Consider the following 26,670-nt stretch of genomic DNA (forward strand, 5'->3'; position numbering starts at 1 on the left):
TTACGGATTTTCTTCAGGCAAAGTGTTTTTTTGCAAATTTACGGATTCTCCTCCGACTAAGCGATTTCCCGTAAAATTACGAATCCTCTTCCGACTAAACGATTTCCCGCAAATTTACGGATTTTCCTCCAATCTGGCCAGCTTCTCCGCCTGATCTTCGGTAATCAAAGGATCAATAACAAGATCCAGGTCTCCGCCCAAAACGGCATCAATATTGTAAAGAGTGAGCTTAATGCGATGGTCCGTCACTCTTCCCTGCGGGAAGTTATAGGTACGAATCTTCTCCGAACGGTCTCCGGTCCCGAGCTGCGAGCGCTTTTCCTCCGCATTTTCCTTCTGCTGCTTCTCCAGTTCAATCTCATAGAGTCTTGCGCGAAGAAGGCGCATCGCCTTTTCTCTGTTTTGTACCTGAGAACGCTCTTCCTGACACTCCGCAACCATACCGGTGGGGACATGGATAAGACGCACTGCGGATGAGGTTTTATTGATATGCTGTCCGCCGGCACCGGAAGAGCGGAAAACCTCCATCTTCACATCGGCAGGGTTGATTTCCACCTCTACATCTTCCACTTCCGGCATAACGGCTACGGTCGCGGTGGAAGTATGAATTCTTCCGCCGCTCTCCGTTTCCGGAACTCTCTGTACGCGATGTACGCCGGACTCGTATTTCAATCTCGAATAAGCCCCCTGTCCGTTTACGATAAATACCACTTCCTTCAGACCGCCGAGTCCCGTTTCATTGAAGGAAACAAGCTCCGTCTTCCAGCCTCGTTTTTCCGCATAACTCGTATACATTCTGTATAAAGAGCCGGCAAAAAGAGCAGCCTCTTCTCCGCCTGCTCCGCCACGAATTTCCATAACGATATTCTTATCGTCATTTTCATCCTTCGGGAGCAACAAAAGCTGAATCTCTTTCGTGAGACGCTCCTGATCTTCTTTCGCCGTAGAAAGCTCTTCCTTCGCCATCTCGATTAAGTCCTTGTCCTTTTCATTATCCAAAATGAAAAGGGCATCCTTCTCGCTCTCTTCCGCTTTTCGAAAAGCAATATAGGCTTTATAAATGGGCTCTAAGTTACTCTGCTCTAAAATGAGCTTCTTATATTGGTTGATATCGGAAACCACCTCGGGAATCGTGAGATTCTCCATAATTTCCTCATAATGCTTCTTTACTTCTTCTAAATTCTCAAACATTTTGTCCTCTTTCTGAAGAGTCTGTCTCTTCATAATCTCATCAGACTATAAACAAAAAGAAAGAGGCTGTCAAACGTTACTGTCAAGTAATCGTTGTCAACTTCATCATGCTGGTTGCTGTCAAATAATCGTTGGCAACTCCATCATACAGAAATGTCTTGCTTTGCTTAGGCTCTGCCTCAAAGACACACTACGTTTCCTTCTCGCTGCACTCGCTTTTTCACTCAGGCTCCTGCGCAAACTCGCCCTTCGGGCTCAAACATGCGCCCGACTTCGTTGCTAGAGTGCAGCTCCCAACGGAATCCTCGCGACCGTCTTTTTCGTGCAGAGACTAAGCCCACGCAAAGATTTCTTGCTCTATTTCCTTGAAACGTTGCCCTTTTCTTCTAACATGGAATTCCTCATACAGCTCCTGACCGTAGTGTTTTTTTCAACCATAGAATAGGTTATTTCTGTATGATGAGGAAGAGGCTTCATTCTCTGCCTATTTTTTTCAACTAAAATTTTACTCTAAGCTCATTGTCTTCTCCTTGCAATAAAAAAGAGAAGCGGGTTATTTCTCCACTTCTCTCATTCACTTCTCTATCAGGGATAAATAAGTGTACTTAATCAGGATAAGGCAGTTCAACCGCATCCAGCTCTTCCATATTGAAAACTGCCTCATGCTCAGTAATTTCGTGCTCAATCCCTTTTGTTTTAAGTAACTCGTAAACATCTGTCTTATTCACAGGTTCACCTACGCGAGACAGCTAATGTATACACATTGCAACAACTAGAGGGCCTAAGACCGTCAGTAGAATGTTTCCCATTGCATATCCCGGTGTATATGCTACTGCAAAAATACTGGACTCATATTCCTCCACAACTCCGTTAAGCGCTGCGGTACAGGTTCCGGCACCACACAGAGCTCCAATGATATCTACAGCATCCAGCTTTAATACAAATCTCCCGAAGTAAACGGAAGCAATATGAGGCAAAATAGTCACCAAAACACCGATTAAAAGTACCTTTACGCCCATCGATTGCAGGGCAGATAAGAAGGATGCACCGGATGTAAGCCCCACAATGGCGATAAATAGATTTAGTCCCACACTCTTGCAAAACCACCGTGTTGCTTTCGGCATCAGTCCATAGTTAGAATGTTTGTCCTGATAATATCCGAATAAAAGCCCTCCAATCAAGGCACCTCCGCCGGATCCGAGTGTAATCGGAATTCCGGATACTACGAAGCTGATTGCACCGATTAATAAACCGACTACAAGCCCCATGCTGATGAAGGATACATCTGTCTCGGTACCTGTATCCTTCACATAACCAAGTTTCTTTACAACCTTCGCAATCAAGGCTTTCGGTCCCACCAAGGTCAAGTGGTCGAGAGCTTTTAACGCCTGATCTTCAGAAAGGACATTGTTGTCTCTCTTCCTCTCTGAAATGACAATTCCATTTTCTGAAAGATGCTTTATCACATCCAAAGAGAAATGATTAGTCAAAACAATTTCCTGCTTTATCACATCAAGCTTAAGGGCTTCCGAATCATCCGTTTCCTTCATGCCCGGAGCTTCAAAATGCAATACTGCATCAAGAAGTCCGATAATCGTAACCGTATCCCCTTCCAGGAGCTGCACATCCGATGCAAGGTTCACCTTTTTACCCTTTCGAATGATTTGCGTTATTGTAAGATCATCTCCGTACTGCTCTTCCACCGAACCTATTGTTTTACCAATAAATTCTGCACCATTTTCTATGCAAAATGCACGTGCTTTGATATTTCCAACAACAGTATTTTCCGAAGAAGACTCATGGAAATTTGTTTGATCTATTTTCTTCTTAACAGTATCTGTCAAATTTACACCAATTAACTTCGCTGCACCGTTTTTCAAAAATACCACTACCCCAACGGTTCCGAAAACATAGGTAAGAGCATAGGCAATTGCCATCTGACTTTCCGCTGTTTTCAGTTCTGTGCCTGAAAGCATTCCCTTCATCGTGGAATCCACTGTTCCCAGGATTGCAGACTGTGTAAGGCTACCGGCCAAAATTCCGCCGGCTTCTCCCGCTCCGATACCAAAAGCCTTAAACAAAACTATAGAAACGACAAAGGCTGCCACGGCGAAGAAAAGGGATAAGATAATAATCTTAAGACCGGAGCTTTTTAAACTTGCAAAAAACGAAGGTCCAACCTCATATCCGATAGCAAAAATAAACAGTGAGAAAAAGATTGTCTTCACAGTTCCGTCAATCTGATAGGTTCCCGCCCCCTTAAATACCAGGGATATGAGAAGTCCTACCAGCAAAGTTCCTACAGTGGCTCCTATAGTAAAGGATTTGATTTTTAGCTTTCCAATAAGATACCCTAGTGCAAGACATACAAAGATAGAAATAACCGGATTGGCAATCAAATAATGGGCTATATCGGAAAAACCTGTTATCGTAATATGCTGTGCTGTTTCCAACACTTCATGTGAGATTAATCCTATATTCATATTAAATCCCCCTTATCCTATTTATCCTTTTTCTCTTTTGCATACTTTTCGTGATACTCCTTCAAAAGAGACAGGATACGATTTGCTATTTTCTTATAATCATTGTCCGCTAAGTTTGCTTCAGAAACTCTGACTGTACCCGGAGTTGCTCCAAAACCAACTCCTTCCATCAACACAACACCATCTTCCTTTGCCAAGTGCAAAAGAAAATCGATTTCCTCAAAGTGATTTCTAAGCCATGTTGCGAAGTCCTTATCATAACTTTTCTCGGCAAGTTGGTAGATATCAAGCAGGGAATAATACTTAGCATTGCAGTCACTGTTATCCTCCGGCAAACCTAAAGTAGACATCAGATTGTGGTAACGCATAGCCACAATTTCTTTACAGCCTTCAATATACTGATCTTTTTCATTTTCAAGAACCAAATGAGTCATAGACAAAAGAACCATCATAATCTGCTGCGGAGTGGAGAGCCCACTGGTATGATACAATCCGATGGATCTGCTGTCCGCGCATATCCTGTCAATAAAGCTCATTTCCGAAGGATTCAGTGTGACAATCGAATAATCGCTTTCCAGCTCCTTTTTCTTCTTATCCGGAACCTTCTTAATCAGTTCATCAAAAACATTATCTTCATTTATTGCTATCACGCCGAGTCTCCATCCTGTAACCCCGTAAAGCTTTGAATACGAATAGACTAAAATAGTGTTTCTCGGGCAAACGGAATAAACTGTACGGAAGTTATTGACAAAGGTTCCATATACATCATCTGTGATAATAATAAGGTCAGGGCGCTTTTCAACTACTTTTCTTAACTGTTCCAAAGTCTCATCTGTAAGACTGCGGGAACCCGGATTAGACGGATTTACCAGAAAAAATGCCTTGATGGAAGGATCCAAAAGCTTTTCAAATTCTGAATCCGGAATTTGCCAGTCATTTTCTTCCGTTGCAAGAAGATTGATTTCCGCTAAATCGAAATTCGACAGTCTCGGAATCTGAATATACGGAGTAAACACCGGCGTGTTGATGGCAATGCGGTCCCCCTCCTTAATCAGGCCATTGTGCTTTAAAGCATCAAAAATATAGACGATTGCAGCCGTACCGCCTTCTACCGGAAATACCTTCGTCTTCTTTCTTAAGTCAGTCTTCCCGTACAGAATACTTTGGAGAAATGCATTGATGATGTGCTCCGTATTCTCCAGACAACGGCTAGGTACCGGATAATTGTTTCCGATAATTCCGTTTGTAAGTTCCGTAATCAAAGCTGCCTTATCTAATCCCAGATGGTCTGCGCTATACTCCACTATTTTTTTCAGGAATACATCCACCTCATCGCCATGATTTAGAAATGCATTGTACCTTTCCGCAATTTCTTTAGAGTCTACATATCCCGCCAAGTCTCCCTTGTCCAGAGTCCTTTTGCTTTCTGCCACGCCGAATTCCATCAGTCGTGCAAAAGCTAATCTGCCCAAGGAATTAATCCAATTCGGATTTCCCCTTCCGGCATTTAAAAATTTCAAATGCTTCTCATTCTTTTCTGACAGCTTCAACATATCAAAGCTAATTTCAAATGCTCCAAGTTTTTCCAATTCTCTTTCGTAGCTCTTTTTAATCATCCTTACTTCTCCTTTCACTGCATACGCATTTTCCAAGACCAATACAAGAAAGTTGCCACTTTTATGTATATGGAGATTGTATCATACTGTACAGATAAAAGCTTGTAAGACTTCTTCCTATTTTTTTGCCAACTAAAATTTTACTCTAAGTTTTTTAATTGTTGCAAAATTTTGGACAGTTAAGAGTTAAATGGGCGATAAAAATCAAAAATCGATATAAAATATTTCGATATATCAGTTGTTGATAGATTTTTGTGCTGTGATATAATAAAAAACAAGTGAATTTGAGAGGGAAACAAAGAGGAGAATAGAGATGAAGGACTACTATCTGCGTCTTACGGATTTAGAGATAAACGGTTTAAAAAATGTAAAAAACGGAAAACTGAATTTTGTAAATAAAAGAAAGGCATTTAAAGCCAGCGTTCTTGGACTCTATGGGCAGAACGGTACCGGAAAGACGGCTCTTATCGATGCCTTGCATATTTTAAAATTACTCCTTTCCGGAAAGTCGATTCCGGATGAGTATGGTAACTATATTAATGTGGATTCCCGGGAGGCAAATCTCTCTTATCGTTTCCGGATTTATGTTTCGGAAACGGAAAATTATGATGTAGATTACGAAGTTTGTTTGACGGTGGACGAGCAGAGAGAAGAATCATTTTCAACTTCCGTGGTAGCGGAGGAGGTGTTCCCCCATTTATCGGAAAGAGAGGGGAATCTATGGAATTCCCTGGGAAAAAAGAAGCGTCGATTGGAAATAAAAAGCGAAAAGCTGAGTTATGCCTATACGGATGGGGAGAAGAGGATCAAAAAGCATACTTTTCTGCAAAGCACAAGGACGGAATTGATTGCTCCTAAAAAGTATTACGCACTTCTCTTTGGAAGGAAAAAGAAAACAGCGGAAAGGTTGAAGCTCATCAGTTTTATGGCAAAACAGAAATCGCAGTCTTTATTTTTTTCTGCGGCATTTTTGCAACTGCTTTTTGAACAGCTGAATGCGAGTAAAACTCCGAATGATGAACTTCTCTTTCATATCGATATTTTGGTTAAGTTAGCAAATTACGGTCGTACCGAACTTTTTGTCCTTGGCGCGTCCAGCACGGGGAAGATTAATTTAGGAGAGCTGCCTATCCGGTATAAAGCTTCGGAAAAGCAGGAACACGGGATAACGGGAGAATATTTTCTGTCTTTATATGAGGCGACTGAACTACCGGAAGAACTTTTTCCGGAGGCGAAGAGATTGATTCAAAACATAAATGGTGTTTTGGAGCAAATCATCCCCGGCCTTACCATCTCCGTAGCGGATCTAGGTGCTGTTATGCTTATGGAAAACGGAGAAGGAAAAAAGGGCCGTCGCATACAGCTTATGTCCAATAAAAACAGCAAAGAAATCCCGCTTCGTTGTGAATCGGAAGGAATCAAGAAGATTGTCTCCGTGCTGCATCTTTTAATAGGAATGTACAATCAGTCCTCCATTACAGTGGCAATCGATGAGTTGGATGCCGGAATATTCGAATATCTTCTTGGGGAAATCCTGCACATCCTCTCGGAAAAGGGAAAGGGACAATTAATATTCACCTCACATAACCTGCGTCCCTTGGAGACGATAGACCGTGGCTTTATTGCCTTTACAACAACGAATCCCGAGAACCGATACATTCGCTTTACCAATATCAAAACAACCAATAATCTACGGGATTTCTATTTCAGAGATATTGTCCTCGGCGAGCAAAATGAGCCGGTTTATGAGATGACCAACAATGCGGAGATTGCCTTGGCTTTGAGAGAGGCGGGTGAGTAGCATGGCGCGGAAAAAAATCGTTTTTGTCATAGTAGAAGGCCCGTCGGATGATGAAGCCCTTGGGGCAATCTTTAGCCGTGCTTTCGATAAAAATGCTGTTTATGTGGAAGTGATGCATGGTGATATCACCAGCGTAAAAGGAAATCACAGTGGAAATATTGTAGGTAAAGTTGGAGATTTACTGAAACAATATGCGAAGTCTAACCACTACAGCAAAAGCGATTTTCTGAAAGTGATTCATATTATGGATACGGATGGCGCATTTATTTCCGATAAAAATGTGGTAGAGGATCATAGCCTTAGAACTTTGCAATACAGCTTGTCGGAGATTCGTTGTAAAGATGCCGCCTTAATTCGCAGTCGAAATCAGCAAAAAAGTGAAAATATGGATAAGCTGAGCAGACAAAGTCAAGTTTGGGATTCCGTTCCTTATCAATGCTATTATATGTCTTCTAACTTAGACCATGTCTTACACAATCTCTTAAACTGTTCCTCGGAGGATAAGGAGAGAAATGCTTTTCTCTTTGCTAAAAAATATAAAAATGCTCTAGGAGAATTTCTGCAATTTCTTTGCGAATCGGATTTTTCCGTAAACACAAGCTACAGGGAGTACTGGGATTTTATTAAAGAAGGACTGCGCTCTTTGGAAAGACATAGTAATCTCGGACTTTGTTTTGAATATATTTCTCTAAAATAAAAAAACAGTTCCAGCAAAGCTTACTTCAGATTCTTTGCAATTCATGTTAGAATTATGGAGAATATACGGAAATTTTTATTGTCATAAAACCAAGGATTCTCACAAGGGTCAAACTTGACCAAGAAAGGAGTACTTATGAAATTACAATTCTATGGTAGCCACCTCTGCCCGAAGTGTGTAGAGAGTCAGAAAATTCTGAAGGAAAAGGGAGTGGAATACGAATTTATCGATGTGAACGGAGATTTATACAACTTAAAACGTTTCCTGGCCTTTTGGGTACAGGAAGACATTTTTAAGCCCTTCCGTGAACAGGCCGAAAAACCCGATTATGCTGATGAAGGACGTATCGGACTTCCCTGCTTCCGCTTAGAAGACGGAGAGTGCACAATGGATCTCGATTATGTTCTGACGAAGGTATAGGATTTAGAGTTTTAAAATGAATAGTAAAATACCCCGCATAGCCTATTGCACAAAGTCGCTCTCGCTCGGTTCCGAGCTAACGGCACTAAGCATCAAACTTCGCTTTTGCTCGTTTTCTGCAAGTGCCGAGCTCTCCAAACGCTTTGTTCCACAGGCTATGCGGGGTATTTTTATCTCTTTATCTCATGTAAAGCTCTAAATCCGTCCCTTCTCCGCCTGTTCTTTGGCAAAGACTGCCGCCCCGAGGGCGCCGGCGTAGCGTGCATACCTGTCGGAGTGGATTGGTCTTCCAAGGACTTCCGAAAGAAGTTCTTGAAAATACTCCGCTTCACAGAGTCCGCCCGTGAGATAAACGTCCAAGTCCTGATTTCGTAGTTTTCCGAGCATCTGGGAAACCTTTCCGGCAACAGACTGCAGAATGCCGTAGGCAATATTTTCTCTTGCAATCCCCTGTCCCACCAGAGAAATCACCTCCGACTCCGCAAATACCGTGCACATCGAACTGATTTTCACCTCTTCCGTGTGCTTTCTTGCAAGCTCATTTAGCTCTTCCAGGGAAATATTCAATCGATTTGCCATGACTTCCAAAAACTTTCCCGTTCCGGCGGAACATTTGTCATTCATAAAGAATTCTTCCACCGCTTTTCCCTGACAGGTGATGACCTTCGTGTCCTGTCCGCCGACATCCACCACATTCATGGGATTTTTCCCGAAAAGTGTCATCGCGCCCTTTGCATGACAGGTAATTTCCGTCATGGTCTTTCCCGCAAAGGCTACCGCATTTCTCCCGTAGCCGGTTGCGATACAGGCATAATGCTCCTCATCCATCGGCATACTAAGTTTAGAACCAATAGACTTTAATGCCTCAAAGCTGCTCCAGCCGGTAGGCACGGTAAATGCCTGTTCAATCTCTCCCTTTTCATCGAGTACCACCGCCTTGGCCGCTGTGGAACCGATATCAATCCCCAGAAATTTTCGCTCCATTTTTCAGTTCCTTTCCGCTAACGCCCTTTTCTCCGAAAGCATTTTCACAAAAATATCTCCGCATTTTCCTCTTCGTTTTGCAAATTCTCTTACAGCATCTCAATAAAGGCCGCCACTCTGGTATTCAGCTGCCCGATATCCGACTGAGAGTAGTCCGTTTCCACATTGATATAGGGGATGCCCTTTTCTTCCGTGACAAATCGGCGCACTTTATTCGTCTCAATCGCATAGGTATGGCAGGCCTGCAAGGTCATATCCAGCACGCCGTCCGCGTGATACTCGTCAATCATTTCGGAAAGGCTGTCAAAACGATTCTTGTTTGGCGTCATAATGGAGCAGCCGATAGCCAGATAGCGCCGGGAGAGCGCCTCATAGATATCTTTCGCATTCTCCTCTACCTGAATGCCCACCGCCTTTTCTCCACTGCAATTCTCGTAGCCGATCACTACAGCTCCATTGTCCTCCACGGCACGAATCACCTTCTCCGTGGCTCCTCCGATAGGGCAACCCGTAATGAGAATTCTCGGTCTTTTTTCAAAATGTTTTCCTTCGGCGTATTCCCGCTCAATTTTCTCTCGTAAGGCATTGACCTCGTCCGCAAGAGCTGCACGGTCAAAACGGAAGGTGGAGCCGTAGAGCACCTTAAAAATATCATAGCCGGAAACGGGAGTCGGATCATGTTTCATCACGGAATACAAGTCCTTTAAGGCTTTGTTCGCAAGATTGTTGACTCTTGTCGCTTCTCGCACCATTTCTTCCGTAATCTTCACTTCAAACTTCTGTTCCAGATAGTCCTTTAAGCGCACAATCTCGTCTCTGTAGAGCGCAACCGCCTTCTCCGTCTGCTCGTGCGGAAGGCGAAGGAAGAAGACATCCTTAAACTCGCTCATCAGCTCATACATTTTCTTCTTTCCGTCACAGGTGCTTTCCCCTACCACCACATCGGAAAAATAAAAGAAGGGGCACTTGTCGGTTTTCGCAAAGCCGTAGCTGGACTTAATCAACGGGCAAAGATTCTTCGGTAAATCCTTCTCCGCCTCCGGAATCGTTTCATCGGAGGTCGCACAGAGGGAAATGCTCGCCGCCCCGGCCGCCATCGCAATTTCCTTCGGAAAATAAGTACAGTACGATCCCACAACCGGCTTTCCCTTGTCCTTCCACTCCTTTACGGAAAGAAAAGACTTTTGTCTCTGCTCGGAAAAGCTTGCAAATATCTCCGGTAAATCTTTAACCAGCTCCATAATTTCCTCCTAAAATATTGACCAAATTCTCCTGCTTTTAGGATAGGTTAAGCCGGTCCCTTAGACAAATTCCTTTTATCTATAGTTTTTTTGATTTATAAGGTAGGGGAATGAATCGATTTTACCTTACTCTCTCTTCCGCCACGGGAAGCAATTGTTCTTTCTGTCCATGGCACTACCGAGGAGTCGAGAGCAGCAGAGCGATTCCCCGTTAATCTTCGCGTTCCTCCGACAGCGAACGAATCGACGAACTGTACTCTGACGGAGACATTTTACACTCTTTCTTAAACTGCCGGGAAAAGTAGTGAATGGAAGAAAACTCAAGCTTATCTGCAATCTGCGTGAGGTTGAGCTGCCCTTCCCGAATCATGCGCTTCGCTGTATCCATTTTCATTTTGGAAAATAGAGCCATAACTCCGGTATTTCCGACTTCCCGGAAAATTTTCTGCACGTAGGAACGTCCCATCAGGTTGTCTCTACAGATCCGTTCCATACTGAGCTTCTCATAAACATGGCTCTCCAAGTATTCCACCAGGCGATTATAGCTTTCACTCTGTCTGGAGCTTTTTTCCACATAGTAGTCCTTCGCCTCCATCGGCAGCGGATAGGAAAAATAGCGGCGGTAAAGTTGAATCAAAAACTCGGAAAGATACTGACGGATAAGCTGCTGCCCTCCAAAGCTTTCCTCTTCCAAAAAGAGGAGTTTTTTCTGGTAAGGCTGATCCATTCTTCCGGAAAAAACGCCCTTTCCCTCGGTAATGATTTTCGCAAGAAGGCTCTTCTCCTTATCGCTGATTCGCAGACACTTCTTCTGAAAACGCCAGATAGCGGGACTGTTACAATAAAAGCTGATGACCACGATACTGGGGCTGCTCTTCCCATCCGCCTTCACCGAGTGAAACTCATTTGGCGCATGAAAAAGAATATCTCCTTTTTTCAGAAGATGCGTCTCTTCTCCTGCCTCTACCGTAATCTCCCCGGCATCCACGCAAACGAATTCCCAGAAAGGATGCGTCTCCCCGGGAAAATAAAAGTCACTTCTATATTGAAAATAATGTAGGGAAACAATCTCCCTGATTTCCATGCAATCCTTTAAGCAAACACTTTGATAGTCCATTTTCTGTCCTCAATTAACTGTCACATCACGCATAGTACCGATATTAAATGAGATACCGCACACGCCGCGCACGATACTCATTATGAACGAGATACCTCTGCTCTGCGCACGATACTCATGTAAAACAAGATGTTTCCGGCTTCGCCTGCGCCACTTGTCAAAGAAAAATGATACAATGCCTCTATGTGCAATTGTACCAATAAAGTAAGCAATCGTACAATAGATGGATATAGCTAGACTCTTGAATTTCTTTTATAATGCGAACAGATACTAAACGAGATAACGCACGCTTTGCGCACGATACTCGTTATGAATAAGTTTTTGCAGCGCAAAATACGGAAACAGCAGTACGAAATACGAGGAGATAAACATGAAGAAAACAAGCGGAAGACTGACCCTCCCCAGCGAAAACAATTTTCTAAAAGAAACGGAAGAATTGATTGCACGCCTGGGAGCGGATGCGATACGAGACAGTGACGGAACCAAGCTGGATGAGGAAACTCTTTCTCTTCCGGTGAAGGTTTACAGCACCTATTTCGTGGCGAGAGGCCACAATGAATTTGCCAAAGAACACATGGAAGAATGTCAGCAATTCTACCTCATGTCAAAAAGGGTAACCGCATTTTCGACTCATCTGGAAATCCCCTATATGGACGGTTTTTTCAGAAAGCAGGTCACACCGGACTTCCTGCATGACCCGAAGAAGTGGTGGGAGCTCATCGACAGAACAACGGGAGAAGTGATTTCTCCGGACAAGTGGAGACTTTCCCCTGATAAGTTTGGAAAAGACTCCGGCGAAAAAGCGGTAGCTTCGAAAGAAAACTCGAAAAGCTCTACGGAAAAGACAACAGAAGCAGGACTTCCTTCTTATTTTCTGCAAGATGGAGAAACCGCCCTTCTTATCCTGGAGGACGCCATTCCCTTCCATGAGTATACTTTGAGCTTCCTCGCCTTTGCGCTCTGGGATCCGACGGAAATGTATAACCACATCACGAACAACTGGGGCGATAAACCTGCGGATATTCCCTTTGATATTCGAAAGCCCTACAGCAATCGTTTTGCAAAGGAGGAGTTAAAGCGCTGGCTGGAAGCTCACCCGAAGACGGATGTAGTGCGCTTTACCACCTTCTTCTATCATTTTACTCTGCAGTTTAATCACGAAGAAAAGGAAAAGTTCGTAGACTGGTTCGGTTACGGCGGAACGGTTTCCGTAGAGGCCTTGGAAGCCTTTGAAAAAGAATACGGCTACCGCCTTCGCCCGGAAGACCTTGTGGATGAGGGCTATTTCCACAGCACATTCCGTACTCCGACAAAGGCTTACCTCGACTACATGGACTTTATCGCCCGCTTTGTGGCAAAGGAAGCGAAAGAGCTTGTAGACCTCGTGCACGCTTCCGGAAAAGAGGCCATGATGTTCCTCGGAGACAACTGGATTGGGACCGAGCCCTACGGCAAGTATTTTAAGGAAATCGGGCTGGACAGCGTGGTCGGCAGTGTCGGAGGCGGTGCAACACTCCGCTTAATCGCCGATATTCCCGGTGTGCGCTACACCGAAGGTCGCTTCCTCCCCTATTTCTTCCCGGACACCTTTTACGAGGGAAATGATCCCGTTCCGGAGGCCATGGAAAACTGGGTAAGTGCGCGTCGTGCCATTATGCGGAAACCCGTGGACCGCATCGGCTATGGCGGCTATTTAAGCCTTGCCTATAAGTTCCCGAAATTTATTGACTATATTGCGGAAGTCGCGGAAGAATTCCGTGACCTTTATGAGAAAGTCCAAGGTACAAAGCCCTATACAAAGCTAAAAGTCGGTATCGTCAATGCCTGGGGGAAGCTTCGCTCCTGGCAGGCTTACATGGTTGCCCATGCGCTCTACTATCAAAAGGCCTACAGCTACTTTGGAATCCTGGAGGCCCTCTCCGGAATGGACACAGAGGTGGAGTTCTACTCCTTTGACGAGCTTTTAGAGGGGGGCGTTCCCAAAGATGTGGATGTCCTGATCAATGCCGGAGATGCCATGACCTCCTGGTCGGGCGGAGAAATCTGGAAAGAAGAAAAACTCTTAAGCCTCCTCCGTGCCTTCGTCTATAACGGCGGCGGACTCATCGGAGTCGGAGAGCCGAGCGCCTGCTCCTTCCAGGGAAAATATTTTCAGCTGGCGGATGTCTTCGGTGTAGACAAGGAAATGGGCTTCAGTCTTTCTACGGACAAGTACTTTAAGACCGCAAAAACGGAACATTTCCTCTTGGAGGACTTCCCTGCGGAAAGCTTAAACTTCGGAGAAAGTCAGAAGAGCATCTACGCCTTGGAAAAGGAAACGGAGATTCTGGAGTACAGTGACGGCTCCGTGCATTTATCTGCCCACGATTATGGAAAGGGACGCGGCATCTATATTGCGGGGCTTCCCTACAATATGGAAAATACCCGTCTCCTCCTCCGTGCTCTCCTCTACAGTGCGCACAAGGAAGAAGAAATGCGGAAATGGCAATGCACAAATCTTTCCTGCGAGCTTCATGCCTATCCGGAAAAGGGAATTTACGCAGTGGTGAACAACAGTAAGGAAAAGCAGTGTACCGATTTTTATGACGGAAAGGGAGAGAAGCATTCCGCAAATCTTGCCCCCGGCGCAATGCTTTGGTATGAAATCGGATAAAAGAAACAAAGATAAATCTTTCTTTTCCAAGAAAAACAAAGAAAATCATTTTTCTTTCTTTTAAAAACTTAAAAACTTATGTTTTTTGCCGTTTTATAATAATCAATCGTGTAAATTGTTTGCGCAATAAGACAAAGAGTTTTCTGTTATTTCAACCTATACTGACGATAAATTCACCCTCTTTATTTAGCATTTTGCGCAAAAGAGGAAGTAAATTGGGAGGTATATATGAAAAGAAGAATTTTAGGAACTGCCGTAGCCATTCTTTCCGGATTAACGCTCTTCGCTTGTGGCGGAAAGAAGGAGGAGGCAAAGACAGAAGCTCCTGCTAACGCTCAGGAAAAGACGGACGAGAAAGATACAAGTGCTGCAGAAAAGACGGAAGCTTCTTCCGACGGATTGGTTTACTGGTCCATGTGGGAAGCAACAGAGCCGCAAGGTCAGGTTTTAAAAGAGGCAGTAGAGGCTTTTACCGCTGAAACGGGAATCCCTGTAGATGTACAGTTTAAGGGCAGAACCGGTATCCGTGAGGGATTGCAGCCCGCTCTGGATGCAGGAACCAATATCGACCTTTTTGACGAGGATATCGACAGAGTAAACAAGACCTGGGGAGACTATCTTCTGGATCTGGAAGAGCTCGCTAAGGCAAATGATTATGAGAAGACCGCCAATGCCGGTTTAATCAATGCTTGCCGTGAGGTAGGCGGCGGTACTTTAAAGTCCATTCCTTACCAGCCGAACGTTTTCGCCATGTTCTACAATCAGGAAATTTTTGACAAGGCGGGTGTTACGGAAGTACCGAAGACCTGGGAAGAGCTCGATGCAGCATGTGCAAAGATTAAAGAGGCGGGCTTCACACCGATTACCAGTGACGATGCTTATATCTTAAGCAATTTCGGCTATCACTTATCCAGAATCAACGGCTATGAGAAAGCTTCCGAAATTGTAAAAGAAGGAAAATGGGACGATCCTTCCGTTTTGGAAGTCGCAAAGGCTTACGAGGATTTTGCAAAGAAGGGCTATTTCTCCGAGCAAATCGCATCCAATGTATGGCCTGCAGGCCAGAACCAGGAATTGGCTCTTGGAACTGCCGCAATCTACTTAAACGGTTCTTGGCTTCCGAACGAGGTTAAGGATATCACCGGAGAAGACTTTAGCTGGGGATGCTTCAGCTATCCTGCAGTAAAGGGCGGAAAAGACGGTGTGGAAGCATCCAACTACGGTGCACAGGTTTTCGCCATCAATAAGAAGTCCAAGAAGGCGGAAGACGCTTTCAAGTTAATCCAGTTCTTTACAAAGGGCAAATTCGACGAGAAGCTTTCTCAGGAATCTTTAGGCATTCCGGCAGACTCCGACAATAAGGATTGGCCGAAGCAGCTGGCTAATGTAAGACCGGTTATGGAAGAGTTAAAGACTCGTTATCCCTGGGCAGCCTCTGCAGAAGACAATGTAGATATGACTCCGATTTTAAAGGAGAACTTCATGAAGCTCTGCGGCGGAAGTATTACTGCTGAAGAATTTGTTGCTAATTTAAAGAAATAATAGGATAATATTATCCTGTGAACTCAAGGAGGTGGCGCCGATTCAATGCTCCACTTCCTTTTTTAAAAGAAATCTTTCTAGGAGGTTTTTCGTGAAAAAGAATTCCGCCATGCTGATTGCCTTTGTAAGTCCGGCAGCGCTCTTTTTTATCATCATCTTTTTGTATCCCATTTTACGTACTCTTTTGATGAGTTTCTTTCGCATCGAAGGTGTAACGGACAGTTTTTCCAAATGGCAGTTTGTGGGATTTGCAAACTATGGAAAACTTCTCGGCACAACCCTTTTCCGCATTTCCATGTGGAATCTTTTTCGCATCTGGCTCTTCGGCGGGCTGATCGTCCTCTCTCTGGCCCTGCTCTTTGCCGTCATTATTACATCAGGAATCCGAGGACGGAGTTTCTTCCGCGCCATGATTTACCTGCCGAATATCGTTTCCGCCGTAGCGCTTGCAACCATGTGGTTACAATATGTCTACAGCCCGAAATTCGGTTTGTTGAAGAGCCTCTTCACGTTTCTCCATCTGCCGAAGCTGGCTTCTATCCAGTGGCTCAGTAACGACCATAAATTCATGGCACTGCTCATTGCCTACTGCTTCGGCATGGTCGGCTATCACATGCTCATTTTTTCCAGCGGAATCGAACGCATCAGTAGTGATTACTTTGAAGCGGCAACCCTCGACGGCGCAAACAAAATTCAGCAATTTCAACACATCACTCTTCCTCTGTTAAAGGGAATGTTTCACACGAACATTACCATGTGGTCCGTCAGCAGCGTAGGCTTCTTCGTTTGGTCGCAACTCTTTTCGACCGTAACGGCCGATACCCAGACGATTACCCCCATGGTTTACATGTATATGCAGATTTTCGGAGCCGGAAACAGTGTAACGGAACGAAATGCCGGCATCGGTGCGGCAGTCGGGGTACTTCTCAGTATCTGTGTTGTCATTATTTTCACCGTTTGTAATAAGCTCTTGCAGGATAAAGAGCTGGAATTTTAAGGAGGGGATTATGTTTTCATTGTTTAAAAAAGAAAAGAACTATGCCGAACCCTTCCGCTTAAAGAAGGAGCTGCGCCTTTTTCCGGGCTATCTTCTTCTCCTCCTTTGGATTTTCTTTACGATTGTTCTCCTCGGTTGGGTGCTTATCGCAAGTTTTTCCACCACCAAGGAAATCTTTGCGAACAAACTCTTAAGCAGCGGTTTCCATTTTGAGAATTATGAAAAGGCCTGGGTGAACTCCGATGTGTCCACCATATTCTTCAATTCCCTTTTCTACTCCTTGGTCTCCGTAAGCTTACTCATCCTGGTCTGCGCACCGGCTGCTTACGCCTTATCCCGTTTTGAATTTATCGGAAATAAGCTTATACAGCACTCCTTCGTGGCATCCATGGGTGTTCCGGTCGTGATGATTGTCCTGCCTCTCTTTGCCCTTGTTGCGGGACTCGATATTTTAAACCACGTGGCCGCCAATAAATTGACCTTGATTTTCTTATATGTTGGTATTAATGTTCCTTATACCACCATTTTCCTCATGGGATTTTTTGCCAATATTTCCCGTGCCTTTGAGGAAGCTGCTGCGATTGACGGCTGTCCTCCCGGAAAGACCTTCTGGAAAATCATGCTTCCGATGGCACAGCCCGGCATTATCACGGTGAGTATTTTCAACTTTATCAATGTGTGGAACGAGTACTTTATCTCCCTCATCTTCGGAAACTCCGACAAGGTGCGTTCCGTTGCGGTAGGACTCTACTCCATGATTAACTCCATGAAATATACCGGAGACTGGGCCGGCATGTTTGCCTCGGTAATCATTGTTTTCCTCCCCACCTTCATCCTCTACCTCTTCTTATCGGAGCGGATTATTGCAGGGGTGACCGGTGGCGGTGTTAAGGGCTAAGGCACGTTCTTAAGGGAACGGCTTGATACGTAGGACAGGATACCGCAATAAGAATATTACGGTAGAGAAAGAAAGTAGAAGCAAATAGGACAATCAAAAATGAATAAAGAATTAAGTAAAAAAGAAATTGAAAACGCCCTCTCCCAATTTCAAATTCAGGGAGAGGTGAAATCCTGTGCCCCCTATGGCTCGGGACACATCAACGATACTTTCCTGGTAAAAGCCGATCGGGATTATATCCTGCAGAGGATGAACACGAACATTTTCAAACACCCCAAGGAACTCATGGAGAATGTTACCTTGGTTTGCGACTTTATGGAAAAAGAAATTCTAAAGGCGGGTGGTGACCCCGAGAGAGAAGGCTTACGTCTTGTCCCCACAAAGGCGGGGCTTGGCTACTATGAAGATCAAGAAGAGAATTTCTTCCGCATGTATCTCTTTGTGGAAGATACCAAGTCCTATAATCTTGTGGAGAAGCCGGAGCACTTCTATGAAAGCGCCCGTGCTTTCGGGCATTTCCAAAATCTGCTTGCCTCTTTCCCTGCAGAAAAGCTTCACGAGACCATTCCCGACTTCCATAACAGCGTAAAGCGTTTTGCCCGCTTTAAGGAAGTCCTGGAAAAAGACGCTTTCGGAAGAAGAAAGGACTGCGAAGAAGAAGTACAGTTCTTCTTAAATCACGAGAAGGATCTCTCCTACGCGATGGATCTTCTTGCGAAAAAGGAGCTCCCTCTTCGGGTCAGCCATAACGATACCAAGTTAAATAACGTGCTTTTCGATGCCAAAACGGAAAAAGCACTCTGTATCATTGACTTGGACACCGTCATGCCGGGTCTCTCCATCTTCGACTTCGGAGACGCGATTCGTTTCGGAGCCAATACTGCAGAGGAAGATGAGAAAGATCTGTCCAAGGTTTCCCTCTCCCTTCCCCTCTTCTCCACCTATGTAAAGGGATTTTTAGAAGGTGCAGGCGGAAAGCTTACAAAAAAGGAGATTGAGTCTCTTCCGGAAGGCGCTAAAATCATGACTTTGGAATGCGGTATGCGCTTTTTGACCGATTATCTCGAGGGAGATGTTTATTTCCATACCGCGCGCCCGGGACATAATCTGGACCGTGCAAGAACCCAGATTGCTTTAGTGAAGGACATGGAGCGGCACTGGGAAGAAATGAAAAAAGAAACGAATCAATATACTTAAACAGGCTTTTTCTCTTATCAAATTCAGCCTTCTTTCCGATGAATATAGTATGTGAAACGTCAGAAAGGAGGCTGAGTTGAAAAACATCGCATTAATCATTGCCGGAGGGGTCGGAAGCAGGATGCACCAGGATATCCCGAAGCAATTTCTAAATGTCAACGATAAACCAATCATTATCTATACGCTGGAAGCCTTTCAAAAGCATCCCAATATCGACGCTATCGAGGTAGTCTGCCTAAAAGGATGGCGGGATATCTTATGTGCCTATGCAAAGCAATTCGGCATTACCAAACTCGAAAATGTAGTCACCGGAGGCGAAACCGGTTTAAAATCCATTCGAAAAGGATTATATGATATTGCAAAGCGCTATCAGGGAGAGGATGATATCGTACTGATTCACGACGCCATTCGTCCGATGGTCAGTCAGGATATCATTTCCGACAACATCCGTGTATGCCGGGAATACGGAAATGCCATTACGGTCATTCCCTGTACTGCGGTTATGCTGAAAACCATGGATGGACTCTCTTCCATGGATCAGGTTCCCAGAGACAACTTGAAAATCACGCAAACCCCTCAGACCTTTTTCCTGAAGGAAATCCTGGAGGTGCACAAAGAAGCCATCGAAAAGGGAATTGACGATTCTGTCGCTTCCTGTTCTCTTTATGTGGAATTGGGTCGAAAACTCTATCATTCCATCGGATCGGAAAAAAATATCAAGTTGACCACTTCGGAAGATATCGAAATCTTCACAGCCCTGCTTTCCGTCGAAAGACCGGATTGGCTTAGAAAATAGCGAATAGAATTGAGGAAAGATATGCGAATTGCACTCGGAAGTGACCGAAACGGTCTGGATTATAAAAAAAGAATTATTGCCCATTTGAAAGAACTCGGGCATGAAACCGTAGATGTCGGCACGGAGGAAAATATTCCCTGCGATACCCCCGTTTTTGCCGCCAAAGCAGCGAAATTGGTGGCCTCCAGGGACTGTCAATACGGGATTCTCTTATGTGCCACCGGAACGGGGATGGTTATGGCCGCCAATAAAGTAAAAGGGATTCTCTGCGGTCTTGGCTATGCAGACCTTGTTACGGAGTATATGCGTAAGCACAATGACGCCAACATGATTGCCTTCGGGCAGAAACACATGGGATATGAAGATGTGGAACATAGAGTGGACATCTTTTTGAATACGGAATTCATAGGGGGACATCATGCACCCAGAGTACAGCAAGTCCGTGACCTGGAAGAAGGAAAAGAAATTCAGCAAACCCCCATCATGAATCCCAATTGGAGATAAAAAATGATTATAGAAAAAATAAACAGCCCGGAAGATGTACAGGCCCTGTCTTCGGAGGAATTGAAAACCCTCTCCGCCGAAATAAGGGACTGTCTGATTCGGAAACTCAGTAAGACCGGAGGACATCTGGGATCGAATCTGGGTATGATTGAAATAACCGTAGCCCTGCACAAGGTCTTTCATTCCCCTGTGGATAAGATTCTTTTTGATGTATCTCATCAATGTTACACCCATAAAATCCTGACCGGAAGAAAACAAGCCTTTCTGGAGGAAGCGCATTACCATGATGTCTCGGGATACAGCAATCCCGCGGAAAGCGTACACGACTTCTTTCCCATCGGACATACTTCCACTGCCATCAGCCTCGCAACAGGGATGGCCAAGGTTCGGGATTTACAGGGCGGAAAAGAACAGATTGTCGCGGTAATCGGCGATGCGTCCTTAGACGGCGGAGAAGCCTTTGAAGCGCTGAACTATGTAGCGGAGCTGGACGGTCCGGTGATTATTGTGGTCAATGACAACGATATGTCCATCCCCGAAAATTACGGAGGATTGCATAATCTCCTGAATCGTTTGAAAGCCCAAAACGGAGAAGTCGAAAATAACTTCTTCAAGTCTCTCGGCCTGGAATATGTCCTTGTCCGAGACGGCCATGATATCGATGCCCTTACCGAAGCTTTTTCTTCCGCAAAAAACAGCGGGAAATCCACGGTAATTCATTGCTGTACACAAAAAGGAAAAGGCTATTCCTTTGCCGAAAAGGACAGAGAAAAATGGCATTGGGCAAAGCCCTTTTCTATAGAAAGCGGAGAATTTTTATCCTCTGTGCCGAAGGAAAACTACGGTGCACTGGTTGCCGAGCATCTTTTGGCCAAGATGAAAGAGGACCCGCGCGTTGTGGTCGTGGCTGCCTCCACGCCGCTCTGTATCGGTTTTCATGAAGAAAATCGGAAAAAGGCGGGAAAACAATACATCGATGTCGGCATTGCCGAACAAAACGCGATTACCATGACTGCCGCAATGGCTAAAGCCGGCGGAAAGCCCGTCTTTGCCACGAACAGCACCTTCTATCAAAGAGCCTATGACCAGATTGCCCAGGAGATGTGTCTCGGAAAATGTCCGGCGACACTCCTCCTTAGCCACGCTTCCGTGTGGGGGCATACCAATGATACCCATGTCGGCTTATACGATATGGCTTTGCTCTCGTCCATCCCGAATCTTACTTATCTTGCTCCGACAAATCTGGAAGAGTATCTTGCGATCTTGGATTGGAGTATCGAACAAGAGGAAAACACCGTTGCGATTCGTATTCCCTGGACCGGAGTCTATCATGCGGAAAAAGCAGTGCGAAAAGACTACTCCGACGTAAAATACATGGTGACGGAAGAGGGAGAAGAAGTTGCGATTCTGGCTCTGGGCAGTTTTTATCAGATTGGAGCGGAAGTCAGAGAAAAACTGAAAGCAGCCGGCATCCATGCCAGCCTGATTAATCCGCTTTACATCAATAAAAAGGATGAGACTTTATTGGAGTCGCTTAAGAAAAAGCATCGACTGGTCGTTACCTTGGAAGACGGCATATTGCAAGGCGGTTTCGGAAGCATGATTTCCCAATACTACAGTCTGGATAAGATGAAAGTCTTGAACAAAGGCTTTTTCAAAGCCATTCCTTCCAGCTATGTTCCGGAAGAATTCATGCGGGAAAATCGATTGCTCCCCGAGCAAATCACAGAAGACATTATAGAACTGATAAAGGAAAAATAAATGAGACTATCCACCATTGAGCGAGAAGAGCTCACGAAATATATCGAGACCCATTCTTTTGACCGGGATTTTAAGGGGAAGACCATCTTACTTACCGGAGCAAAGGGTCTGGTCGGTACTGCAATCACCAAGTGGATTCTACTGCAAAACGAAATCAAGAAGACGGATACCGTACTCTATGCTTCCACCAGAAATCCGGAGCAGGTTCCGGACTACATAGAAGACGGTGATCAAATCCACTACATCCCTCACGGAAAAGAAGCGGAGTATTGCAAGGCTCCGGATTATATTTTGCACGCAGCATCTCCGACCGGAAATCAATACCACATGCAATACCCCTTGGAAACCTTCCGCACAAATGTGGACGGCATGGAGAGACTGCTCGACTTATGCAGTCAGAAAAAAGACACTGTACTCCTCTATCTTTCCTCGGAAGAGGTCTACGGCTTACCGAAAGATGATGCTCCGCTTGTAACGGAAGAAACCGTCGGCGCAATCGACAGCCTGCACTTAAGAAGCTGTTACCCCTTAGGGAAGAAAGCCTGCGAGTTTCTCTGTCATGCAGCGGCCAAGGAATATCATTTAAACACGAGAATTATTCGTCCCACCGTAATCCACGGCCTTTTCCAGCGCTATGAGGAACCCAGGGTGGTGAATGAAATTTTACGTTGCATTGTGGAAAACAAAGACCTGCATATGAAATCCGACGGCCTAACCAAAAAGTGTATGTTGTACTCCCTCGATGCCATCAGTGCCATTTTCACTGTTTTGTTAAAAGGGGAAAATGGAGAAGCGTATAACGCATCCAATCCGGATACCTTCCTGACCGTACGGGATCTCGCTGACAGAGTTTTCCAAAAATTTAATCCTTCCATCAAGATTGTTTTTGAAAATGCAGCAAAACAGTCTGACGGTTTTTTACCGCATAGAAGCATCGTGCAGGACTGCACAAAACTGAAAGCGCTGGGATGGGAACCGAAGGCGGATTTAGAGCATATCTACCATGTCGATATTGCCCGGTTTAAGAAATAGTTTTAAAATCAAGTTAAGAAAAAGTTTAACCGAATGTCATCCGGGAACACCGGGACATTCGGTTTCTTTTTTGTCTAATTTGATGTAAAATAATAAATAAAGCACCAAATCACTGGAGAATTTAGCTATTATTTTTTTGCTTATTTCTCTTTGTTTTTATTTTCACACTCTCTTCAAAAGGAAGGAAAAATGCTATGCAAAGTAAAGAATGCGGGGAGAAAAGGCTCTATTTTAACTCCGATTATCTGGCCGGTTGTCACGAGCGGATTCTGCAAAGCTTAATCGAAACCAATCTGATCAAAGCGCCGGGCTACGGAACCGATGAATTCACCCTCGCCGCCAAGAAAAAAATCCTGAATGCCTGTGAACTGGAAGAAGGCGATGTGTACTTTCTGGTAGGCGGAACACAAACCAACGACACCGTCATTTCCACATTTTTACGTTCTTATGAGGGAGTTATCTCTGCCGACACCGGGCACATTGCCACACATGAGGCGGGCATTATCGAAGTACACGGGCACAAAGTCCTGACCATTCCCCATAAGGAGGGAAAGATTTATCCTGCACAGATTCGGGAGTATATGGTACATTTCCATGCAGACGGTAACAATGCCCATATGGTACAGCCCAGGCTGGTCTACCTTTCTCAGCCCACAGAATTCGGAACACTCTACTCCTTGCAGGAGCTGAAGGACATTCGCGAAATTTGCAATAAATACAGTCTCTCCCTTTATGTTGACGGTGCCCGCTTGGCCTACGCTTTGGCCTGCCCGGAAAATGACGTCCGTCTTCCCGATCTAGCTAAACTTTGCGATGCCTTTTATATCGGCGGTACAAAATGCGGAGCCTTATTCGGAGAAGCTGTAGTGATTCCCGAAAAGAGAAATTTTCCCTTCTTCCCGACAACGATAAAACAGCACGGCGCCTTGCTTGCAAAGGGTAAGGCTCTCGGCGTGCAGTTCGATGCTTTGTTTACCGATGATCTGTATCTGCAGATTGGGAAGCACGCTATAGAACTCGCGGATACAATTCGTTCCGCTTTACGAAAAAAGGGGATTCCTTTGGCCGTTTCTTCCCCTACCAACCAAATTTTTATTCTTTTGAAAAAGGAAGAGGCGGAAAGAATCGGAAAAGCCGTGGAACTGACCCACTGGGATGATCCGGACGACGAACATTCCATCCTGCGAATCTGCACCAGCTGGTCTACGGAAGAAGAAGATGTAGAAAAGCTTTTAGCGATTTTATAAAACGAGATACCGCACTACGCGAGCGATACTTGTTATGAGCGAGATGTCTCAAGTTTCGCCTGCGCCCTTGTTAAGAATAAAAAAAAGAGGCACTGCGTCCCTACCTAACGCATTGCCTCTTCTTCAATTTTACAAGTTAAACCTGCTTCAGGAAAATCCCTCTCCTCCATTTTCACTTCGGATAAAATCTTCCCGGTGCTTCACTGCTTACGCAGCGCAGCTCTTTTCACAAAGCAAGTCCCTAGTCAACCGAAAGCCTATTATCTCAGTAAGGATAATACACCCTGCGGCTGCTGGTTAGCCTGTGCAAGCATAGACTGAGCAGCCTGGTTAAGAATGTTGTTCTTAGTGAAAGCTGCGATTTCCTTAGCCATATCTGTATCACGGATACGAGACTCAGCAGAGGTCATGTTCTCGGAAGTAACCTTCAAGTTGTTGATGGTGTGCTCGAGACGGTTCTGAGCAGCTCCGAGCTTAGCTCTGTGCTTAGAAACCTGATCGATAGCTGCGTTCAGCTTTGTGATAGCAGTGTTAGCCTTAGAAACAGAGGTAACAACGATTCCGCTGATACCAAGCTTGCTTGCGTTAAGCTCACTTACAGCAACTGTAAGGATTTCGCCGGAAGTTGGTCCAATCTGAAGTGTGATCGGCTTTGTAGCACCAGTAGCGATCGGCTTAACACCGTTGTAATCAGTTGTGTCAGCGATTCTGGTGATTTCCTTCTTCAGCTCTTCAACCTCTTCCTTGATGGAAGATCTAGCAGTAGTATTGTAAGTTCCGTTAGCTGCCTGTGTGGAAAGAGTAACCAATCTCTGAAGCATGTTGTGAGTCTCAGTTAAAGCACCTTCAGCAGTCTGAATCAAACCGATACCATCCTGAGCGTTCTGTGTAGCCTGATCAAGACCATTGATCTTGGAACGCATCTGCTCGGAAATAGCAAGACCTGCAGCATCATCAGCAGAACGGTTGATTCTGTATCCGGAAGAAAGCTTCTCTAAGTTCTTCTGAGAACCGGTAGCATTCATAGATAAGTTTCTGTAAGCGTTGTTAGCAGCGATATTGTGTTGAATAACCATATAAAATTTCCTCCTATTAGGCGACTTATTGATCGCTATGTACCGTTTTTATTTTTGGCGGTCATAGAAATCCGTCCTATTCAGAGAACCTCCCTGTCCTCACTCCACACTCCCCTTTGCCGGCTTAGAAGAGGTAGATTTTTTTGCCTATACTAAGATTTCGTCGAGGATGGAAATTATATAAGTTTTAATATGCACAAGTTTGTTTATTATATATATAAATATAATTTATCAATCCTATCTCCTCTACGGCCATTCTTCTTTTTCACTGATTTGCTGCTTCCGGAACGTCAGACTGTCTGTCACTCTGCTGCTTCCGGCGCCATGCTGTGTCTATCCCTCTTTTCTACGGTAATTGATTGTAGTCCTCATCACTTACCGCTTCACACCACTCCAAACTGCAATGTTCTCCGGGCAGCTCCTCCGCAATATGCTGGAACCAACTGTCGGACGCCGCACCGTGCCAGTGCTTTACATGCGCAGGAATGAATACCGTATCTCCGGCATGCAACTCTCTCGCTTCTTTTCCCCATTCCTGATACCAGCCTCTTCCATAGGTACAGAGAAGCAGTTGTCCACCGCCCCGATCCGCGCGGTGCACGTGCCAGTTATTTCTTGCTCCCGGAGTAAAGCTCACATGGAAAACATTCATCTGTCCAAGGCTAAGTGTCGCAAGGTAGCTCTTCCCGACAAAATGGTCTAGATACGTCGTATTCTCCTCCCCCACGGGAAACGGTGCGAGGGTCTCCGGCATTGCCGTAATGCGCTTCCTTCCGCTGTTCGGGTTTTGATCCGTAATTCTATTATGTTCCGCGATGGCGGTTCTTTCTTCCGAAATCGCAGGTCCCTCTCCATAAATCTCTTCTATTAGAGGGAAGGCACTCCATGCTTTCGGCCAACCGCAGTAAAATGCAAGCTGCGTGATGATTTCCACTACCTCTTCCTTTTGAATGCCGTGTTCCTTTCCGAGGGCAAGATGGCTCTTTAACTGCGGATACTGCCCCGCGGTGAGCAATGACGCAATCGTAATCATACTTCTGTCTCTCAAGGAGAGTTCCTTTTCTCTCGCCCAAACCTTGCCGAAAAGCACATCATCGTTCAACTCTGCAAATTGCGGAGCAATCCTTCCAAGATATTCCCTGCCTGCTGTCTGTTTCTTCATTTTCTGCCTCCTTTATTGAAGCTCCACCTTACATTCTTTCCCCTATATTATACTCCTTCTGTAAATAGCGGAGACAAAAAAGAGGCTGTATAAAATCAAAAATGCCTTATGCCGCGAAGGTCTATAGGAGACACAAAATCATTGACCTCACAACGAAACTGCAGCGCAAGAAAAATGGCAAATTTGATTTTATACAGCCCCTCACTCTATTCTTTTTTAAGAGGAAAAGCTTTCTGATACAAAGAAAGTACTTTA

Annotated in this window: 22 protein-coding genes; 13 read left to right on the top strand and 9 right to left on the bottom strand. The window is 44.9% G+C overall.

Going from position 1 to position 26,670, the window contains the following annotated elements:
• Positions 1–114 precede the first annotated feature (114 nt).
• From prfA to HMPREF9124_RS10560, 4 genes are all read right to left on the bottom strand, one after another.
• Entirely contained in the window at positions 115–1,191 is a 1,077-nt protein-coding gene (gene prfA, locus HMPREF9124_RS10550) for a peptide chain release factor 1 (protein WP_036597850.1), read from the bottom strand.
• A 605-nt stretch (positions 1,192–1,796) separates the two neighbouring features.
• On the bottom strand, positions 1,797–1,919 hold the full coding sequence (locus HMPREF9124_RS12530) for a hypothetical protein (protein ID WP_009429969.1): 123 nt from the start codon (positions 1,917–1,919) through the stop codon (positions 1,797–1,799).
• 21 nt (positions 1,920–1,940) lie between these two features.
• Entirely contained in the window at positions 1,941–3,674 is a 1,734-nt protein-coding gene (locus HMPREF9124_RS10555) for a TrkA C-terminal domain-containing protein (RefSeq protein WP_036597851.1), read from the bottom strand.
• Between the two features lie 17 nt (positions 3,675–3,691).
• On the bottom strand, positions 3,692–5,290 hold the full coding sequence (locus tag HMPREF9124_RS10560) for a bifunctional aspartate transaminase/aspartate 4-decarboxylase (protein WP_009428865.1): 1,599 nt from the start codon (positions 5,288–5,290) through the stop codon (positions 3,692–3,694).
• A gap of 313 nt (positions 5,291–5,603) precedes the next feature.
• Here HMPREF9124_RS10560 and HMPREF9124_RS10565 point away from each other — a divergent pair, with 313 nt between their 5' ends.
• The 3 genes from HMPREF9124_RS10565 (at position 5,604) to HMPREF9124_RS10575 (ending at position 8,208) form a co-directional block, all read left to right on the top strand.
• Complete coding sequence (locus HMPREF9124_RS10565; RefSeq protein ID WP_009429981.1) at positions 5,604–7,091, top strand: AAA family ATPase; 1,488 nt, start codon at positions 5,604–5,606, stop codon at positions 7,089–7,091.
• A gap of 1 nt (position 7,092) precedes the next feature.
• Entirely contained in the window at positions 7,093–7,788 is a 696-nt protein-coding gene (locus tag HMPREF9124_RS10570) for a hypothetical protein (RefSeq protein ID WP_009428327.1), read from the top strand.
• Between the two features lie 135 nt (positions 7,789–7,923).
• A complete protein-coding gene (locus tag HMPREF9124_RS10575) occupies positions 7,924–8,208 on the top strand; it encodes a glutaredoxin domain-containing protein (RefSeq protein WP_009428665.1) in 285 nt (94 codons plus the stop codon).
• A 195-nt stretch (positions 8,209–8,403) separates the two neighbouring features.
• Here the strand turns inward: HMPREF9124_RS10575 and HMPREF9124_RS10580 are convergent, their stop codons facing one another.
• The 3 genes from HMPREF9124_RS10580 to HMPREF9124_RS10590 form a co-directional block, all read right to left on the bottom strand.
• The gene (locus tag HMPREF9124_RS10580) at positions 8,404–9,192 is read right to left on the bottom strand and encodes an acyl-CoA dehydratase activase (RefSeq protein WP_009427980.1); all 789 of its coding nucleotides are present in this window, start codon (positions 9,190–9,192) and stop codon (positions 8,404–8,406) included.
• Positions 9,193–9,281: 89 nt separating this feature from the next.
• A complete protein-coding gene (locus tag HMPREF9124_RS10585) occupies positions 9,282–10,433 on the bottom strand; it encodes a double-cubane-cluster-containing anaerobic reductase (protein WP_009428617.1) in 1,152 nt (383 codons plus the stop codon).
• A gap of 211 nt (positions 10,434–10,644) precedes the next feature.
• Complete coding sequence (locus HMPREF9124_RS10590; RefSeq protein WP_009427715.1) at positions 10,645–11,550, bottom strand: helix-turn-helix domain-containing protein; 906 nt, start codon at positions 11,548–11,550, stop codon at positions 10,645–10,647.
• 370 nt (positions 11,551–11,920) lie between these two features.
• Here HMPREF9124_RS10590 and gnpA point away from each other — a divergent pair, with 370 nt between their 5' ends.
• From gnpA to HMPREF9124_RS10640, 10 genes are all read left to right on the top strand, one after another.
• On the top strand, positions 11,921–14,203 hold the full coding sequence (gene gnpA / locus HMPREF9124_RS10595; RefSeq protein ID WP_009429676.1) for a 1,3-beta-galactosyl-N-acetylhexosamine phosphorylase: 2,283 nt from the start codon (positions 11,921–11,923) through the stop codon (positions 14,201–14,203).
• A gap of 228 nt (positions 14,204–14,431) precedes the next feature.
• The gene (locus HMPREF9124_RS10600) at positions 14,432–15,745 is read left to right on the top strand and encodes an ABC transporter substrate-binding protein (RefSeq protein WP_009429736.1); all 1,314 of its coding nucleotides are present in this window, start codon (positions 14,432–14,434) and stop codon (positions 15,743–15,745) included.
• Between the two features lie 91 nt (positions 15,746–15,836).
• Complete coding sequence (locus tag HMPREF9124_RS10605; RefSeq protein WP_009429357.1) at positions 15,837–16,742, top strand: carbohydrate ABC transporter permease; 906 nt, start codon at positions 15,837–15,839, stop codon at positions 16,740–16,742.
• 10 nt (positions 16,743–16,752) lie between these two features.
• Positions 16,753–17,640, top strand: a complete 888-nt coding sequence (locus HMPREF9124_RS10610; protein ID WP_009428135.1) for a carbohydrate ABC transporter permease — start codon at positions 16,753–16,755, stop codon at positions 17,638–17,640.
• 99 nt (positions 17,641–17,739) lie between these two features.
• Positions 17,740–18,837, top strand: coding sequence for a phosphotransferase enzyme family protein (locus tag HMPREF9124_RS10615; RefSeq protein ID WP_009429891.1), 1,098 nt, complete (start codon positions 17,740–17,742; stop codon positions 18,835–18,837).
• 76 nt (positions 18,838–18,913) lie between these two features.
• On the top strand, positions 18,914–19,633 hold the full coding sequence (locus tag HMPREF9124_RS10620) for an IspD/TarI family cytidylyltransferase (protein WP_009429539.1): 720 nt from the start codon (positions 18,914–18,916) through the stop codon (positions 19,631–19,633).
• A gap of 21 nt (positions 19,634–19,654) precedes the next feature.
• Positions 19,655–20,137 carry an RpiB/LacA/LacB family sugar-phosphate isomerase gene (locus HMPREF9124_RS10625; RefSeq protein ID WP_009428836.1) on the top strand — a complete coding sequence of 161 codons (483 nt, stop codon included), beginning with the start codon at positions 19,655–19,657 and terminating at the stop codon, positions 20,135–20,137.
• Between the two features lie 3 nt (positions 20,138–20,140).
• The gene (locus HMPREF9124_RS10630) at positions 20,141–21,898 is read left to right on the top strand and encodes a 1-deoxy-D-xylulose-5-phosphate synthase (protein ID WP_009427647.1); all 1,758 of its coding nucleotides are present in this window, start codon (positions 20,141–20,143) and stop codon (positions 21,896–21,898) included.
• The gene (locus HMPREF9124_RS10635; RefSeq protein ID WP_009429678.1) at positions 21,899–22,930 is read left to right on the top strand and encodes an NAD-dependent epimerase/dehydratase family protein; all 1,032 of its coding nucleotides are present in this window, start codon (positions 21,899–21,901) and stop codon (positions 22,928–22,930) included.
• A 194-nt stretch (positions 22,931–23,124) separates the two neighbouring features.
• Positions 23,125–24,177, top strand: coding sequence for a threonine aldolase family protein (locus tag HMPREF9124_RS10640; protein ID WP_009428656.1), 1,053 nt, complete (start codon positions 23,125–23,127; stop codon positions 24,175–24,177).
• 260 nt (positions 24,178–24,437) lie between these two features.
• On the opposite strand, the gene HMPREF9124_RS10645 is transcribed toward HMPREF9124_RS10640, so the two are convergent.
• A complete protein-coding gene (locus HMPREF9124_RS10645; protein ID WP_009429080.1) occupies positions 24,438–25,253 on the bottom strand; it encodes a flagellin N-terminal helical domain-containing protein in 816 nt (271 codons plus the stop codon).
• Positions 25,254–25,599: 346 nt separating this feature from the next.
• A complete protein-coding gene (locus HMPREF9124_RS10650) occupies positions 25,600–26,415 on the bottom strand; it encodes a carboxymuconolactone decarboxylase family protein (protein ID WP_009429587.1) in 816 nt (271 codons plus the stop codon).
• Between the last annotated feature and the right edge of the window lie 255 nt (positions 26,416–26,670).

It is taken from the genome of Oribacterium sp. oral taxon 108 str. F0425, assembly GCF_000214455.1.
GTDB lineage: Bacteria > Bacillota > Clostridia > Lachnospirales > Lachnospiraceae > Oribacterium > Oribacterium asaccharolyticum.

Bases quoted from the DNA above. Each gene is read 5' to 3' on its own strand.
- prfA (WP_036597850.1), bottom strand. From the start codon at position 1,191: ATGTTTGAGAATTTAGAAGAAGTAAAGAAGCATTATGAGGAAATTATG.
- HMPREF9124_RS10555 (WP_036597851.1), bottom strand. From the start codon at position 3,674: ATGAATATAGGATTAATCTCACATGAAGTGTTGGAAACAGCACAGCAT.
- HMPREF9124_RS10560 (WP_009428865.1), bottom strand. From the start codon at position 5,290: ATGATTAAAAAGAGCTACGAAAGAGAATTGGAAAAACTTGGAGCATTT.
- HMPREF9124_RS10565 (WP_009429981.1), top strand. From the start codon at position 5,604: ATGAAGGACTACTATCTGCGTCTTACGGATTTAGAGATAAACGGTTTA.
- HMPREF9124_RS10570 (WP_009428327.1), top strand. From the start codon at position 7,093: ATGGCGCGGAAAAAAATCGTTTTTGTCATAGTAGAAGGCCCGTCGGAT.
- HMPREF9124_RS10575 (WP_009428665.1), top strand. From the start codon at position 7,924: ATGAAATTACAATTCTATGGTAGCCACCTCTGCCCGAAGTGTGTAGAG.
- HMPREF9124_RS10580 (WP_009427980.1), bottom strand. From the start codon at position 9,192: ATGGAGCGAAAATTTCTGGGGATTGATATCGGTTCCACAGCGGCCAAG.
- HMPREF9124_RS10585 (WP_009428617.1), bottom strand. From the start codon at position 10,433: ATGGAGCTGGTTAAAGATTTACCGGAGATATTTGCAAGCTTTTCCGAG.
- HMPREF9124_RS10590 (WP_009427715.1), bottom strand. From the start codon at position 11,550: ATGGACTATCAAAGTGTTTGCTTAAAGGATTGCATGGAAATCAGGGAG.
- gnpA (WP_009429676.1), top strand. From the start codon at position 11,921: ATGAAGAAAACAAGCGGAAGACTGACCCTCCCCAGCGAAAACAATTTT.
- HMPREF9124_RS10600 (WP_009429736.1), top strand. From the start codon at position 14,432: ATGAAAAGAAGAATTTTAGGAACTGCCGTAGCCATTCTTTCCGGATTA.
- HMPREF9124_RS10610 (WP_009428135.1), top strand. From the start codon at position 16,753: ATGTTTTCATTGTTTAAAAAAGAAAAGAACTATGCCGAACCCTTCCGC.
- HMPREF9124_RS10615 (WP_009429891.1), top strand. From the start codon at position 17,740: ATGAATAAAGAATTAAGTAAAAAAGAAATTGAAAACGCCCTCTCCCAA.
- HMPREF9124_RS10625 (WP_009428836.1), top strand. From the start codon at position 19,655: ATGCGAATTGCACTCGGAAGTGACCGAAACGGTCTGGATTATAAAAAA.
- HMPREF9124_RS10630 (WP_009427647.1), top strand. From the start codon at position 20,141: ATGATTATAGAAAAAATAAACAGCCCGGAAGATGTACAGGCCCTGTCT.
- HMPREF9124_RS10635 (WP_009429678.1), top strand. From the start codon at position 21,899: ATGAGACTATCCACCATTGAGCGAGAAGAGCTCACGAAATATATCGAG.
- HMPREF9124_RS10640 (WP_009428656.1), top strand. From the start codon at position 23,125: ATGCAAAGTAAAGAATGCGGGGAGAAAAGGCTCTATTTTAACTCCGAT.
- HMPREF9124_RS10645 (WP_009429080.1), bottom strand. From the start codon at position 25,253: ATGGTTATTCAACACAATATCGCTGCTAACAACGCTTACAGAAACTTA.
- HMPREF9124_RS10650 (WP_009429587.1), bottom strand. From the start codon at position 26,415: ATGAAGAAACAGACAGCAGGCAGGGAATATCTTGGAAGGATTGCTCCG.